The sequence below is a fragment of the Pseudomonas sp. LB3P93 genome (genome assembly GCF_054898025.1).
The window spans coordinates 4472116-4488251 of record NZ_CM142713.1; the positions used below are offsets into that span (position 1 = coordinate 4472116).

The window sequence follows — 16136 nt, forward strand, 5'->3', positions numbered from 1 at the left end:
CCCGCTCCCACAGGTATCTAAGGTGTCCACAAATTATGTGTACACCATCGCCCCCTGTGGGAGCGGGCTTGCCCGCGAAGGGGCCCGCGCAGACGCTAGAGAATTACAGCCCCTCCAGTTCCGCCATCAGGTCATTCAGGCGATCAACCTTCTCCTCGGTGATGTCACTCGCCGCCAACCCATCAATGTACTCGGCCAACTCCGCCACGGTGCTGCACTCGAACATCGCCCGCAGCGGCACATCACGTTGCAGAGATTTTTGCACCCGCGAAGCAATCTGCGTTGCCAGCAACGAATGACCGCCCAGCTCGAAGAAGTTGTCGCGCACACCCACCTGCTCGACCTTCAGCACCTCGGCCCAGATATCCGCCAACGTCTGCTCCAGCTCATTGCGCGGCGCCTGATAGTCCTGGCTTTGCAACTGCCCGATCTCCAGCGCCGGCAGTGCCTTGCGATCGAGTTTGCCGTTGGCATTGAGCGGCATCCGGTCCAGCCACAACCAGTGCAGCGGCACCATGTACTCCGGCAGTTCGGCGCGCAGGCGTTGCTTGATGCGCTCCAGGCGTTCAGTCGGGTTCAGCGCCGAGTCAGCCGCCACCAGGTAGCCGACCAGATGCTTGCCGTTCACCCCTTCCTGCACACCGACCGCCGCTTCGCGCACTTCCGGTTGTTCATGCAGACGCGCTTCGATTTCACCCAGTTCGATGCGGTAACCGCGAATCTTCACTTGATGGTCGATACGCCCCACGTATTCCAGCACACCGTCACTGCGCCGACGGGCCAGGTCGCCGGTGCGATACAGGCGATCCCCCGGCGCGCCGAACGGGTTAGGCACAAACACCTGAGCGGTGCGCAATGGATCGCTGACATAACCGCGCCCGACCCCGGTGCCGGCGACACACAACTCGCCCACCGCACCTAACGGCACCAGTTCCAGCGCGCCATCGAGCAGGTACAAACGGTTGTTGTCGGTTGGCGTGCCGATCGGCAGATAACTGCCTCGGGTCGAGGCCATGTCCACGCGGAAGAACGCCACGTCGTCCGAGCATTCCGCCGGGCCATAGGCATTCACCAGCCCGATATCCGGGTAGCGCAATAGCCATTGATGCGCCAGTTCCGGCGGCATCGCTTCACCGGTCGGCAACATCCAGCGCAGACCGTCGAGGCACATGCGCTCCTGGGCGAGCATGCCCTGAATCAGCGACGGCACGCTTTCCAGTACCGTGATGCCCTGGGCCGACACATGCGCCAGCAACCCTTGCGGATCATGGGCAATGGTGTTCGGCACGATGTCCACCCGCGCCCCGAACAGCGGTGCAGCGAGGAACTGCCAGACCGAAATGTCGAAGCTTTGCGAAGCGGTCTGGGCGATCACGTCGGCATCGCTCAAATTCAGGTACGGCACTTTACTCAACTGGTTGTTGAGCATGCCGCGCTGCTCGACCATCACGCCTTTCGGCAAACCGGTGGAACCCGAGGTGTAGATCACATACGCAAGGTTATCCGGGCCACTGTAAATACCCGGATTCGTCACCGATGCATCGCTCGCTTGCACCTCTTCCCAGACCAGCAACTTCGGCCGGTTGGCGCAACTGAATTCCTCCAGCAGCGCGACCGCCTGTTCACGACAGGCCTCAGTGCAGACCAGCAACGGTGTGCGGCTCAGGTCGATGATCCGGCTCAGACGCTGGCTCGGCAGTCCCGGGTCCAGCGGCAGGTAACCCGCGCCGGCCTTGAAGCTGCCGATGATCATGCCGAGCAAATCGAGGTTGCGTTCAGCCAGCAACGCCACCGGTTGATCCAGCCCGACCCCGGCCGCGATCAACCCATGGCCGAGACGGTTGCTGCGCTGGTTCAGCTCAACGTAGCTGTGTTGCTGATCCAGGCAACTCGCCGCAATCCGCTGCGGATGTTCAGCGACCTGCGCTTCGAACAACGCGACATAACTCTGCTCCAGCGGGTAATCGTGCCCGCTCTGGTTGCAGCCATGGATCAGAAAATCCTGTTCCTCGGCGCCCAGCAACGGCAGATCGGCCATGTCACCATGGAAACCGTCGACCAGTGCCAGCAGCAAACGCTTGAACTCGCCGAGCATGCGCTCGACGGTCGATTCATCGAAATAACGCTGGTCATAAGACAGGTGCAGGCCCAGGTCATCGCCCGGATAGCAGACCGCCGTCAGCGGGAAGTTTGTGTGGGTGCGGCCCGAATCCGACGTGGCGTTGAGGCTCTGCGCACGGTCCAGCACTGAGACTTCCACCGGCGCGTTTTCGAACACAAACAGGCTGTCGAACAGCGGCTGGCCCTTGGGCAGTTCGCTTTTTTCCTGGATGCTCACCAGCGGCAGGTATTCGTACTCGCGCAGTTGCATGTTGCTGTCGAGCAGACCGCTGAGCCACTGGCGCACGCTGACACGCTTGTCGTCTTCGGGCATTTTCACCCGCAGCGCGATGCTGTTGATGAACAGCCCGACGGTGCGCTGCATTTCCGGCATTTCCACCGGACGCCCAGCCACAGTGACGCCGAACAGCACGTCACGATCACCGCTCAAACGCCGCAGGACCAAGGCCCATGCCGCTTGGGCGAAGGTGTTGATGGTCAGTTGATGCGCCTGCGCCAGTTCACGCAGTTGCGCACCGTCGCGAGCATCGAGACGGGTGTAGCGGTCACCGACGATCATGCCGCCGCTTTCACCGGCATGTTCGCGCAGGAACGGCCGGTCGCTTGGAATCGGCGTGGTCCGCTCGAAACCTTGCAGGTTAGTTTTCCACCACTGCCGCGCCTCGGCCAGGCTCTGGCGTTGCAGCCAGCCAATGTAGTCGCGATAACGTGGAGGTACGGCCAGTTGTGCCTCTCGACCTTCGCCGAGCGCGGTATAGATTTCGAAGAAATCGTTCATCAACAGCGAGCGGCACCAGGCATCGATGAGGATGTGGTGGTTGCTCATCATGAACCAGTAACGCGCAGCGCCGACCTTGATCAAACGCAGGTGGAACGGGGCCTGATTGAGCAGATCGAACCCGGCCTCGCGCTCGCTTTTGAGCAGTGTTTGCAGTTTCGGCTCCTGTTCGGCTTCGGCAATCGCGGTCCAGTCGAGGACTTCGATCGGCGTAGTGCCGGGTTTGTGGATCACTTGCAGCATGTCTTCGCCAACGTTCCAGCAGAACGATGCGCGCAGGGCTTCGTGGCGGGCGATCACCGCTTGCCAGGCCTGGGCGAAACGCTGCGGATCGAGTTCGCTGTTGATGCGGTAGCGATCCTGCATGTAGTAGAGGCCGGTGCCCGGTTCCAGCAAGGTGTGCAGCAGCATGCCTTCCTGCATCGGGGTCAGCGGGTAGACGTCTTCGATGACGGCGGCCGGAATCGGCAGCGCATCAAGCTGTGGCTGGGTCAGTCTGGCCAGCGGGAAGTCAGACGGCGTCAGGCCGCCGGCATCGTCCTGCAAGCAATGTTCGATCAGGCTTTGCAGTTCGCCCAGGTAAGCGTTCGCCAGGTCGGTGATGGCTTGCGGATCGTGACGCTCGGCGCTGAAGGTCCAGCGCAGCACCAGTTCACCGCCATACACCTGGCTGTCGACGCTCAGCTCATTGGGCAGCGGCGCGTGCGGATCGTGGGCCGCGCCGACGGGCTCGTCCAGTGGACGGAACAACGCGTCCGCACCGAAGCTCTGGTCGAACTGACCGAGGTAGTTGAAGGTGATCGGTGCCGCCGGCAACGCAGCCAGGGTCTGGCGACTCAGGTCATCGGCCAGATAACGCAGCACGCCATAACCCAGGCCTTTGTGCGGCACGGCACGCAGTTGTTCCTTGATCGCCTTGATCGAAGCGCCCTGCCCGTTCGCCGGTACGAGGCGCAGCGGATAAGCGCTGGTGAACCAGCCGACGGTGCGGGTCAGGTCGATCTCGTCGAACAGGGTTTCGCGGCCGTGGCCTTCGAGTTGAATCAACGCCGATTCCTGCCCGCTCCAGTGGCACAGTACCCGAGCCAACGCGGTCAGCAGCAGATCGTTGACCTGGGTGCGATAGGCGCTCGGCGCCTGTTGCAGCAGTTGGCGGGTACGCTCGGCATCCAACCGCACGCTGACGGTTTGTGCATGACGGTTCTGCTGGCCACCTTGCGAACGATCACACGGCAACTCAACGCTCGGCCCGGCCAATTGCGACTGCCACCAGCTCAGTTCTTCGCGCAGGGACTCGCTGCCGGCATAGGCCTGCAAGCGTGCGGCCCAATCCTTGAACGCACTGGTTTTCGCCGGCAGTTTGACCGACTCCTCGGCGTCCAGTTGACGGTAAACGGTTTGCAGATCGTCCAGCAAAACACGCCACGAAACGCCGTCCACCACCAAGTGGTGAATGGCGATGAACAGCCGTTGTTCGCCCTCGGGACCATCGACCAGCAGCACGCGGATCAGCGGCCCGTGTTCGAGGTCGAGGCTGCGCTGGGCATCGGCGAACAGCGCGGCGCATTTGTCCATGGACGAGACGCGCACTTGCCACAGCACCGGCACGTCGGAAATTGCTTGGTGCTCGGCGCGCCATTGCGCGTCGGTCTGGGTGAAACGCAGACGCAACGCATCGTGCTGTTCGATCACCGCCAGCAACGCTTGCTCCAGGCGATGGGCTTCCAGCGTTACGGTCGGTTCCAGCAGCAACGCCTGGTTCCAGTGCTGACGCTGGGGAATGTCGGTGTCGAAGAACCAGTGCTGGATCGGCGTCAAACGTGATTCGCCGGTGAGCAAACCCTGCTCGGCGGTGACCTGCTCGGTGCGGGTCGCCACGGCAGCCAGAGTCTGTACGGTCTGGTGCTGGAACAAGTCCCGCGGACTGAAATGAATGCCCTGCTGCCGCGCACGGCTGACCACCTGGATCGACAGGATCGAATCGCCGCCCAGTTCGAAGAAGTTGTCGTTGAGGCCCACTTGCTCAACGTTCAACACTTCGCACCAGATACCGGCCAAGGTCAGTTCCAGTTCGTTGCTCGGCGCCACATAGTGCTGACGGTTCAGCTCCGGGTCCGGCGCCGGCAATGCGCGGCGGTCAAGTTTGCCGTTGGCGGTCAGCGGCATGCTGGCGAGCAGGATCAGGTGCGTCGGCACCATGTAATCCGGTAATTGCGATTTGAGGTGAGTCTTCAGCGCTTCGCGCAGTGCCGCTTGTTGCGTTTCGTCCTGCTCGGCGACGTCGCTCACCAGATAGCCGACCAGTTGTTTGCCGCTCGGTGCGTCGAGGGCCAGGACAACAGCTTCGCGGATCGACTCATGCTCCAGCAGACGGGTTTCGATTTCACCGAGTTCGATGCGGAAACCGCGAATCTTCACTTGATGGTCGATACGCCCGAGGTATTCAACCAAGCCATCGGCACGCTGGCGCACCAGGTCGCCGGTGCGGTACAGACGCCCGCCATCGGCGGCGAACGGATCAGCCACAAACCGCTCGGCGGTCATGCCCGGACGCTGGTGATAACCCTGCGCCAGACCGGCACCGCCGACATACAACTCGCCGGTCGCGCCTTGCGGCACCAAGGCCAGGTCCGCGTCGATGATGTACGCCACCCGCGCGCCGATCACGCTGCCGATCGGCACGCTGCCCAAGCCTTCTTCCAGTTGTTCAGGTGCCAGACTGGCCAGCGGCATGACCACGGTTTCGGTCGGGCCATAGGCGTTGAAGAACAGGCTCGGCTTGAACGCCGCACGAATTCGGGCCAGGTGTTCGCCGGTCAGGGCTTCGCCACCCGTGATGCACATGCGCACCGGCAGGGTTTCGCCCTGGGTCGCTAGCCACTGCGCCAATTGGCTGCCGTAGCTTGGGGTGAAGCCGAGGATGTTGATGTGGTGACGACGGATCAGGTCGCAGATTTCTTCCGCGTCCCACTGACCCTGGGCGCGCAACACAACTTGTGCGCCACTCAACAGCGGCACCAGCAAACGCTCGGTCGCGGCGTCGAAGTTGATCGAATAAAAATGCAACTCGCAATCGTCCAGGCGCATGCCGAAACGCTCGATCACGGCGCGGCAATGCATGGCGATTTCGCCGTGGGACACCACTACGCCTTTCGGCTTGCCGGTGGAGCCCGAGGTGTAAATCAGGTACGCCTGATGTTGCGGCAGGCTGATAAACGGCAGCTCGGTGGCCGGGTAATTGGCCAACTCGGCGGCGTCCTCTTCGAGGCACCAACGGGCGACGGTTGCCGGCAACTCACCGAGTGCGTCGAACATGGCCGCATCGCTGAGCAGCAAACCGATGCCGCTGTCTTCGATCATGTAATGCAGGCGATCGAGCGGGTATTCCGGGTCCAGCGGCACATAAGCACCGCCGGCCTTGAGGATTGCCAGCAGGCCGATGACCATTTCCAGCGAACGTTCAAGCGCCAGGCCGACGCGAACCTGCGGGCCAACACCACGCTCGCGGAGCATCCAGGCCAGGCAATTGGCGCGGCTGTCGAGTTCGGCGTAGCTCAGGGTTTCACCCGCAAACGTCAGCGCCGGGGCATCTTTGCGCGCCAGCGCCTGCTCGCTGAACAGATGATGGATGCATTGATCCAGGCGATGTTCACCCGGCCCGACGCCAAGGCTATCCAGCAGCTTTTGCTGTTCCGTGGCTTCGAGCAACGGCAGTTCGCTGAGGCGCTGTTGCGGATCGCTCAGCAGCGCGTCCAGCAGATTGCGCCAGTGCCCGGCCATGCGCGCAATGCGCGGCTCATCGAACAAATCGGTGCTGTAGGTCAGGCAGCAACCCAATCGATGATCGAGGTCGGTGACTTCCAGGTTGAGGTCGAACTTGGTCGCGCGGGCATCGTTGGCCAGGTACTCGACGGTCATGCCGGCCAGGGTTCGGCTCTGCTGGAACTCCCAGCGCTGCACGTTGCACATCACTTGGAACAGCGGGTTGTACGCGGCACTGCGCGGTGGTTGCAACGCCTCCACCAGATGATCGAACGGAAGGTCCTGATGGGACTGGCCTTCGATCACGGTGTGGCGCACCTGCTCGAACAACTCGCCCACGGACATCTGCCCGTCGAGCTGGCAACGCAGCACCTGAGTGTTGAGGAACGCACCGATCAGCCCTTCGCTTTCCGGGCGAATCCGGTTGGCCACCGGCGCGCCGATGCGCAGGTCGGTCTGGCCGCTGTAGCGGTAAAGCAGCACGGCCAGCGCGGCGGTCATGGTCATGAACAGGGTCAGGCCGTTTTGCGCATTGAAGGCGCGAACCCGTGCGGCAAGGTCATCGCTCAGGTCGAAGCGGAACAGTTCGCCCTGATGGCTTTGCACCGGCGGACGCGGACGATCAGCCGGCAGTTCCAGCAGCGGATGTTCGCGGCCCAGTTGTGCGGTCCAGTAATCGAGTTGGCGCTGACGTTCGCCGGACTCCAGCCACTGGCGCTGCCAGACGCTGTAATCCAGGTACTGCACCGGCAGCGGTGCCAACGGCGATTCGCGGTCATCGACGAACGCTTCGTACAGCGCGCTCAGTTCCCGGGCGAAGATGTCCATCGCCCAGCCTTCAGTGACGATGTGGTGCAGGGTCAGCACCAGATAATGTTCGTGCTCGGCGGTCTTGACCAGGCAGGCGCGCAACAGCGGACCGGTTTCCAGATCGAACGGTTTATGCGCCTCGTCGTCGGCCAATTGCTGTACGCGTTGCTCGCGGCTGTCGGCGTCCAGCGTCGAGAAATCTTTCCAGTCCATGCGCATGCCGGTTTCGGCATGCACCCGTTGCTGGGCCACACCGTCGAGGCTCGGGAACGTGGTGCGCAGGGTTTCGTGACGCATGATCAGCGCTTGCAACGCCGCTTCGAAACGCCCGACGTCGAGTACCCCGCGCAAGCGCGCCATGCCGCCGACGTTGTAGGCCGGGCTGTCCGGCTCCATCTTCCAGAGGAACCACATGCGCTGCTGGGAATAGGACAGCGGCACCGGTTGGCTGCGGTCGACTTTCTCGATCGGCGGTTGCTGGTTGGTTTTACCGCTGGCCTGGATCAATTGCACCTGTTCGGCGAAGGCGCCCAGTTCGCTGTTTTCGAACAGCGCGCGCAACGGCAATTCGACGTCGCAGGCCTGACGGGTTCGGGAAATGATTTGCGTGGCGAGCAACGAATGACCGCCGAGGGCGAAGAAATCATCGCGCAGGCCGATCTGTTTTTGGCCGAGCACTTCACGCCAGATGCCGGCGATTTGTTGTTCCAGTGCGGTCACGGGTTCGACGTGTTCGCGCACCTGCCACTGCGGTTCGGGCAAGGCACGACGGTCGAGTTTGCCGCTCGGGCTCAGGGGCATTTCGTCCAGACGCATCAGCTGCGCCGGAACCATGTATTCCGGCAGCTCAGCCGCCAATGCAGTTTTAAGGCGGGCGGTTTGGGAGTCTTCGGTTTCGCTGGTTTCGGTGGCGGTGTAGTAACCGATCAACTGGCCGCCAGCGGCAGTCTCGCGCACCAGCACCACGGCTTGGGCGACGCCGTCCTGGGCCAGCAGACGCGCTTCGATTTCTTCCGGTTCAACGCGGAAGCCACGCAGTTTGACCTGCTGATCGAGGCGCCCGAGGTATTCGATCACACCGTCAGCGGTCCAGCGCGCACGGTCGCCGGTGCGGTACAGACGCGCGCCCTGCTCGCCCAGCGGATCGACCACAAAGCGTTCGGCAGTCAGGGACGGACGACCGAGGTAACCCCGGGCCAGGCCAATACCGCTGATGCACAGTTCACCCGGCACACCGGCCGGCAGCGGATTGAGGTCGCTGTCGAGCACGCGGCAGACCACGTTGCCCAACGGACGGCCAATCGGCGAGCGCTCGCCATCGGCGCTGGTGCAGTGCCAATGGGTGACGTTGATCGCGGTTTCGGTCGGGCCGTAGCGGTTGTGCAGTTGCACGGCCGGCAAGTGTTCCAGCACGCGGTTGCGCAGTTCGGCGGGCAAGGCTTCGCCACCGGAGAACACCCGACGCAGGCTGGTGCATTCGGCCGTCAACGGCTCATCGATGAACAACGAAAGCAGCGGCGGTACGAAGTGCAGCGTGGTCACGCCGTATTGCTGAACCAGTTGCGCGATGCGATGCGGATCGCGGTGCTCGCCGGGACCGGCGATCAGCAAGCGTGCGCCAGTGATCAGCGGCCAGAAGCACTCCCATACCGACACGTCAAAACTGGTCGGCGCTTTTTGCATCAGCACGTCGGTGTCGTTCAAACCGTAGGTGTTCTGCATCCATTGCAGCCGCTCGGCGAGGGCTGCGTGGGTGTTGCCGACGCCCTTCGGTTGACCGGTGGAACCCGAGGTGTAAATCACGTAGGCCAGGTTGTCGCCGTGCAAATGCAGGCCCGGCGCCTGGCTTGGCCAGTTCTCCAGATGCAGCGCATCCATGGCGATCACGCTGACGCCGTCGGTTACCGGCAAGCGATCCAGCAATTGGGTTTGGGTCAGCAGCAATTCGGCGCCGCTGTCGCTGAGCATGTAGGCCAGGCGCTCGGACGGGTAATCCGGGTCCAGCGGCACGTAGGCGCCACCGGCCTTGATGATCGCCAGCAGGCCGATCAGCAACTGCGGCGAACGCTCGGCGGCGATGGCCACGCACACGTCCGGGCCCACGCCTTTGTCGCGCAGGTAATGGGCCAGGCGGTTGGCCTGGGTGTGCAGTTCAGCGAAGTCCAGTTGTCCGCCGTCCCACATCAGCGCGGTGCGTTCCGGGGTCAGGCTCGCTTGTTCGTTGAGCAGTTCCGGCAGCCATTGGCTGGCCGGCGTGCACGGTGCGACGCTCCAGGCGGTGTGTTGGCCGTGTTCGCTTGGGGTCAGCAGAGGTAGGTCGCCGATGGCGGTTGTTGGTTGCTCACAAATGGCCCGCAGCAGGTTGCTGAAGTGCCCGGCAAGACGTTCGATGGTCGCCGCGTCGAACCGTTCGCTGGCGTAGTCGAAGGACAGGCTCAGGCGACCTTTCTGGTCTTCTTCGCTGTGCAGTTGCAGGTCGAACTTGGCTTCGCGGCTGTGCCACGGCAGCTCTTCGGCGAGCAATCCAGGCAGACGGCGCAGTGCGCTCAAATCCCGTTGCTGATGGTTGAACATCACCTGAAACAGACCTTGCTCGCGAGCCTGCGGGAACGCTTCGAGCAGTTGTTCGAACGGCAGATCTTGATGCGCTTGCGCGCCGAGCGCGGCCTGACGGGTTTGCGCCAACAGCTCAACGAATGGCTGACGCGAATCCACCTCGGCGCGCAGCACTTGGGTGTTGATGAAGAAGCCGATCAGCCCTTGGGTTTCCAGGCGTGGGCGGTTGGCATTCGGCACGCCGATGCGGATGTCGCGCTGGCCGCTATAACGGAGCAGCAGGCTCTGGAATGCGGCGAGCAACAGCATGAACGGCGTCGATTCATGCGTTTGGGCGGTCTGGCGAATGGCGTCGCTCAAGGTCGCGTCCAGCTTTATGGAATGACGAGCAGCGCTGTGAATGTGCTGGGCCGAGCGTGGATGATCGGTGGCCAGACTCAGGGTTGGATACTCTTCACCCAACTGCGCTTTCCAGTACGCCAGTTGGCGCTCACCCTCGCCCTGCGCCAGCCATTGACGCTGCCAGCTGCCGTAGTCGGCGTAGTGCGTGGGCAATGCCGGCAGCGTCGCGGTTTGTCCTTGGGACGCGGCGGCGTACACACGCGAGAACTCGTCGATCAGCACATTCAGCGACCAGCCATCGGCGATGATGTGGTGCATCGTCACCAACAGCTGATGGTCCTCATCGTCGAGGCGTACCAGCGTCACCCACAGCAGCGGGCCTTTCTCCAGATCGAACTGGGTACGCGCTTCGTCTTCACGGATTTGCAGCGCGCGGGCTTCACGCTCGGCGGCGGGCAGGTCGCTGATGTCGATCAATTGCAGGTTGAATTCGCTCGCCGCTTCGACCTGCTGCAGCGCCACGCCATCACGCTCGAAGAACCGTGTGCGCAGGGATTCATGACGCTCGATCAGTTGCTGGAAACTTGTGCCCAAGGCGTCCTCATCCAGCTCACCGCGCAGGCGCAAAGCGCCGGGAATGTTGTAGGCGCTGCTCTGCGGGTCGAGCTGCCAAGTGATCCAGAGACGGTTTTGCGCAAGGGATTGAGGCATCGGTTCGTTGCGCGACAGCGTGGTGATCGCACCTTGGGCCAGGCCGCCATCTTGTTGCAACTGAGCGACAGCGGCGGTGAACGCGCCAAGGGTTGGCGCTTCGAACAGCAGGCGCAGGTTCAGCTCCAGACCCAGTTCTTCACGCAGACGCGCAACCACTTGAGTGGCGGCGATGGAATTGCCACCGAGCAGGAAGAAGTGATCGTCGGCGTTGACCTGCTTGACCTGCAATTGCTCGCACCAGATCTCGCCAATCAGGGTTTGCAGTTCGGAACTTGATTGGGCTTTGGATTCGTCCTGAACGTGCGACGACGGGAACAGCGCATAGCTGTCGAGGCTACCGTCCGCCAGGTGATTGCGGCAGGTCGAACGTTGCAGTTTGCCGCTGGAGGTCTTGGGCAACGCGCCCGGATTGAGCAACACCACCACGCTCGGCGCTTCCTGATACGCCTCGGCCACGGCTTGGCGGATGGCTTTGACCAGGGCGTCGGGCGGGAGGATTTTCTGCACACTGCGGCTGATTTCTGCGGCGATGCCGATACCTTCCTGACCGTCGACGCTGACGGCGAAAGCGGCGACGCGACCTTTGCGCACCACCTCCACTTCGCGCTCGACGGTCTGCTCGATGTCCTGCGGGTACAGGTTGTGACCGCGCACGATCAGCATGTCTTTCAGGCGCCCGGTGATGAACAGTTCACCGTCACGCATGAAGCCCAGGTCGCCAGTACGCAGCCAGGTCCGGTCGTTGTGCTGAACGAAGGTTTTGGCGCTGGCCTCGGGGTTGCGCCAGTAGCCATGGGCGATGCTCGGTCCGGCGGCCCAGACTTCGCCGATCGCGTTGTCGGCGAGTTCATTGAGGGCGACCGGGTCGACAATCAGCACCGCGTGATCCGGCTGACTGATGCCGCAGCTCATGATCGCGCTGCCGTCGCCAGCCTCTGCACGGTTCTGTGCCAAAGCCTGATCGTCCACACGCAGGTTGCCGATGCCCTGACCGCGCGGGGTTCCGGCGACGAACAAGGTGGCTTCGGCCAACCCGTAAGACGCCATGAAGCTGTCGGTAGTGAAACCACACGCCGCGAACTTCTCGCCAAAGCGCTCGAGGGTGTCGAGACGAATCGGTTCGGAACCGGAATACGCCACGCGCCAGCCGCTCAGGTCGAGGCGTTCCAGTGCCGATTCGCTGACGCGTTCGCTGCACAGGCGATAGGCGAAATCCGGCCCGCCGCTGATGGTGCCGCCGTATTCGCTGATTGCTTCCAGCCAGCGCAATGGCCGACCGAGGAAGTACGCCGGCGACATCAGCACGCACGGCACACCGCTGAAAATCGGCTGCAACAGACCGCCGATCAGGCCCATGTCGTGGTACAGCGGCAGCCAGCTGACGATCACGTCATCCGGGTTCAGATCGATGCCGAAACCATGACGGATCAGCAGTTCGTTGGCCACCAGGTTGCCGTGGCTGACTTGCACACCTTTGGGCAACGCAGTGGAACCGGAGGTGTATTGCAGGAACGCGATGTGGTCGTCGGCAAGGTTCGGCTCGATCCAGCTGTCGGCCAAGGCACCGTCGAGGGTGTCGACGCACAGCAGCGGCGGCGCACCTTCAATTTGCTGCAATGCGTCGCGCAGACCGGCGCTGGTCAGCAACAAGCGCGGCTCGGCGTCGCTGATGATCGACAGCAGGCGTTCCTGGTGATGACGTTTAGTCGACTCCGGCGGATAAGCCGGCACCGCGATAACACCGGCATACAGGCAGCCAAAGAATGCCGCGACGTAATCCGGGCCGCTGGGAAACAGCAGCACGGCACGATCGCCGAATTCAGCCTCGGCCTGCAACGCACCGGCAATGGTTCGCGCCCGCTGATCCAGCTCGCGATAACTGAGGACCACAGCCTGATCCGGGGTTTCGGCGAGAAACCGCAAGGCCACCCGATCCGGCGTCAGGGCCGCGCGGCGCTGAAGGGCTTGGACCAGATTGCTTGGGAGTTCGAACGCGTCGGTCATGAGGTTTCCTGCCTGAATTCGGCTTGCAAATGGAATCGGTTTTCTAACGTCACGCCCATAGAAGGGCATGCAGGACGCGGTCTTCGCCGACTGCGCAAGGCATTGGGAATGCTGTTTTGGCCGGGATTTACCCTGCACCTTTCACCAATGAGAACGGATGACGTCTTGAAATAATTAGTCGGCAGGCTTGATCGTCAATGGGGCTACGGGTGTCGCAAGCGAGTGCGACAGCGTGTCGCAGTTCTCACTCTGCACCATCGAGATGCATTAATTCTCTTTCTCAATTGACAATCATTATCATTCAGCATAATTTGTCGCTCGATGTGTAGGCCGGCCCCCCCTCGCCGTCCCACCAACCTATTGGCAGCAAGGTGATTTCCATGACGGAACAAGTATCCACAAGCAGGTGCGATTCACCGCTACTTCAGGCCTTTGTCGACAACCGACTGATTCTGGTCAAAATTGCAGCGCGGATTACCGGCTGCCGGTCGCGTGCCGAAGACGTGGTCCAGGATGCGTTTTTCCGCCTGCAATCGGCGCCGCAAATCACGTCGTCCTTCAAGGCTCAGCTCAGCTATCTGTTCCAGATCGTGCGCAACCTGGCGATCGACCACTATCGCAAACAGGCGCTGGAGCAGAAGTATTCCGGGCCGGAAGAGGAAGGTCTGAACGTGGTGATTCAGGGCGCGTCGCCGGAAACCTCGCACATCAATTTCTCGACCCTGGAAAACATTGCCGATGCGCTGACGGAGCTGCCGAGCCGCACCCGTTACGCCTTCGAGATGTACCGCCTGCACGGCGTGCCGCAAAAAGACATCGCCAAGGAACTCGGCGTCTCGCCGACCCTGGTGAACTTCATGATTCGCGATGCGCTGGTGCACTGCCGCAAGGTGTCGGGGAATCGTGTGGATACTTTTGCCCGTCGTTAAGACCTTAAATTTTCAGCGCCTCCATCGCGGGCAAGCCCGCTCCCACAGGTTCAGCGCTAACCCTGTGGGAGCGGGCTTGCTCGCGAAGGCTGGCTCAAGACCGCTACAGATCTTGAGCCATAAACATCACGCCAACGCGCACCGATCAAAAAACCGCTCACGCCCCAGCATCATCAACGCCGCGCGCTTATGCGGGAAGTCGAACTCTTTCTCGCAGTGGTAACCCTGGTCCTGCATATACCCGATCATCTTCGCGTTGTCGGCACGAGGCTCGGCGACTACTCGCTGGGTGCGCGGATCGTCGAGAAACAGGTAATGCGTCAGCGCCGATAACCAGCTCGCCACCTTGTGCGGGCCACGCTGATTTTCTTCGCCCACCAGCATGTGAATACCGCGGTCGTAATCGCCGGCGTCATAGAACGGCGCGATGCGATCTTCCTTGGCCCAATAGGCTTCGAAATAGGCGAACGGCTGATCATCGAAACAACCGATCAGCGTCACCGTGTGCGGGTCCGCGTCAAGCTTGTCCAGGTATTCGCGGTGTTGCTCGAGGCTGCCCTCCTCCTGCCAGAAACTCGCCACCCGCGGGCTGTTCTGCCAGCGATTGAAACGTGCCAGGTCGAGGTCGATGTCCACCGTACGCAGGGAAATCCAGGCACCGAGCCGCGCATCGAAGCGCCGATAGACTTCACCCTGTGGTTTTATCGGTCGCAGTGGATGACGTTTGCCGCCACTGATGACCATGCGCTGGGGATAACAGGCTGTCAGCGACTCGCCCAGCCAAGGCTGAGGCAACTGCCAGAACAGCGTGCGCTCGCAGCGGTATTGGCCGGTGGTTTCCGTGGCAATCAGCAAACCGCTCGACAAGGCGTCGGTGGGCGATTGCTGAAGTTGGAAAGTCACCTGCTGACACGCTGGATCACGGGCGAACAGCCAATAACAGGTAACCCAGAGCGCCTGGGTTTCAGACGTGTCGAAGTGCTGTTCTACCTGCACCTGCAACGCGGGTTCACGGCTCAGGCGCAGCTCGATCAGCGGCCGCCCTTCCAGGCTGAGGTGCAGGCGATTCTCGGTTTCATCAGCTACAAGACGGCTTCCATCGGGCAAGGCCAGGGCAGTCAGGTCATTCAGATTGGGCATGGGTCGGGCTCACGATAATCGTCGACAGTTCAACCATGTGACGTGAGCCGGGGCTGGAAATTTAAGCGAAGTCGCGAATGACGCGACCTGCGGTGCCCTTCAGGGTTTGGGCACCGGCACCACCGCAATCTTGTACGGATCGAAAATCTTCAGCATCTGGCCATTGTCCCGCAACCCTTGCAGCAACTTGCCGAACGCTTCGCCGCTGATGGGCGCGGCCGGACGCAGGATCGCGTAATGGTGATACACCTGATCGATGCGCTGGGACACCAGCAACTGATCAGCCACTTGCTCGTTGCGCAGCAGGTAATCGCTCAGGTAGGAGCGCGTCACCAGGGCAACGTCGGCCCGACCACGCAGCACCATCAGCAGGTTGCTGTCATGGGAGTAAGTCAGCGTGGCGTTGTAGTTCTGCGCGAGGAATTTCGGGTCGGCATTGAAGTTGGCGAACTCATAGTGGTAGCCGCTGAACAGGGCCAGACGCTTGCCGGTGAGGTCGGCAAAATAGCTTTGCTGGCGATCGGGCTCACGTTGCGCGACGAAAATCTCAGCGTCTTCAAGGCCCATGTCGACGCTGGTGTGGGGAATGTCCTTCCAGCCCCAGTCCGGGTTCTCGAAAATGGCCATATCGACCCGACCCTGCTTGAAATCACCGAACCGTCGGGGAATCGAAGTCGGCACCAGAACAAACTGATAGTCGCTCTGCAATTGATTCAAGGCTTCCACCAATTGCGGCAGCAGGCCCGTGTCGGCACCGGATTCGGGGCGCACGGTATACGGCGGGAAATGTGCGGCACCGACACGCACCAGTTGCGCGGCCTGGGACGGCAACACCCAGACTGCCACGAGCGACGCCAGCAAAAGCCGCGTAGCCGTCCTAATTGGCGAAGACATCAAAACAACCCACTCCCCAAAAAAATTCGCATCAATGCATTCAAACTAGGCGGTTTCGGCCACTTAGCCAGTTTCCTGCAGACACA

The 16136-nt window shown here is 61.9% G+C and carries 4 protein-coding genes; 1 reads left to right on the forward strand and 3 read right to left on the reverse strand.

Going from position 1 to position 16136, the window contains the following annotated elements; all coding sequences use genetic code 11:
* Positions 1 to 103 precede the first annotated feature (103 nt).
* Positions 104 to 13087 (reverse strand): non-ribosomal peptide synthetase, encoded by a 12984-nt coding sequence (locus ACYZT8_RS20155; protein WP_461975345.1) that lies wholly within the window; start codon positions 13085 to 13087, stop codon positions 104 to 106.
* Between the two features lie 380 nt (positions 13088 to 13467).
* Here ACYZT8_RS20155 and ACYZT8_RS20160 point away from each other — a divergent pair, with 380 nt between their 5' ends.
* Entirely contained in the window at positions 13468 to 14016 is a 549-nt protein-coding gene (locus ACYZT8_RS20160; protein WP_010461205.1) for an RNA polymerase factor sigma-70, read from the forward strand.
* Positions 14017 to 14142: 126 nt separating this feature from the next.
* Here ACYZT8_RS20160 and ACYZT8_RS20165 read toward each other — a convergent pair whose 3' ends face one another.
* Both ACYZT8_RS20165 and ACYZT8_RS20170 read right to left on the reverse strand, forming a co-directional pair.
* Entirely contained in the window at positions 14143 to 15156 is a 1014-nt protein-coding gene (locus ACYZT8_RS20165; RefSeq protein ID WP_461975347.1) for a GNAT family N-acetyltransferase, read from the reverse strand.
* A 99-nt stretch (positions 15157 to 15255) separates the two neighbouring features.
* Positions 15256 to 16050, reverse strand: a complete 795-nt coding sequence (locus ACYZT8_RS20170) for a substrate-binding periplasmic protein (RefSeq protein WP_461975349.1) — start codon at positions 16048 to 16050, stop codon at positions 15256 to 15258.
* Between the last annotated feature and the right edge of the window lie 86 nt (positions 16051 to 16136).

Bases quoted from the DNA above. Each gene is read 5' to 3' on its own strand.
- ACYZT8_RS20165 (WP_461975347.1), bottom strand. From the start codon at position 15,156: ATGCCCAATCTGAATGACCTGACTGCCCTGGCCTTGCCCGATGGAAGC.
- ACYZT8_RS20160 (WP_010461205.1), top strand. From the start codon at position 13,468: ATGACGGAACAAGTATCCACAAGCAGGTGCGATTCACCGCTACTTCAG.
- ACYZT8_RS20155 (WP_461975345.1), bottom strand. From the start codon at position 13,087: ATGACCGACGCGTTCGAACTCCCAAGCAATCTGGTCCAAGCCCTTCAG.
- ACYZT8_RS20170 (WP_461975349.1), bottom strand. From the start codon at position 16,050: ATGTCTTCGCCAATTAGGACGGCTACGCGGCTTTTGCTGGCGTCGCTC.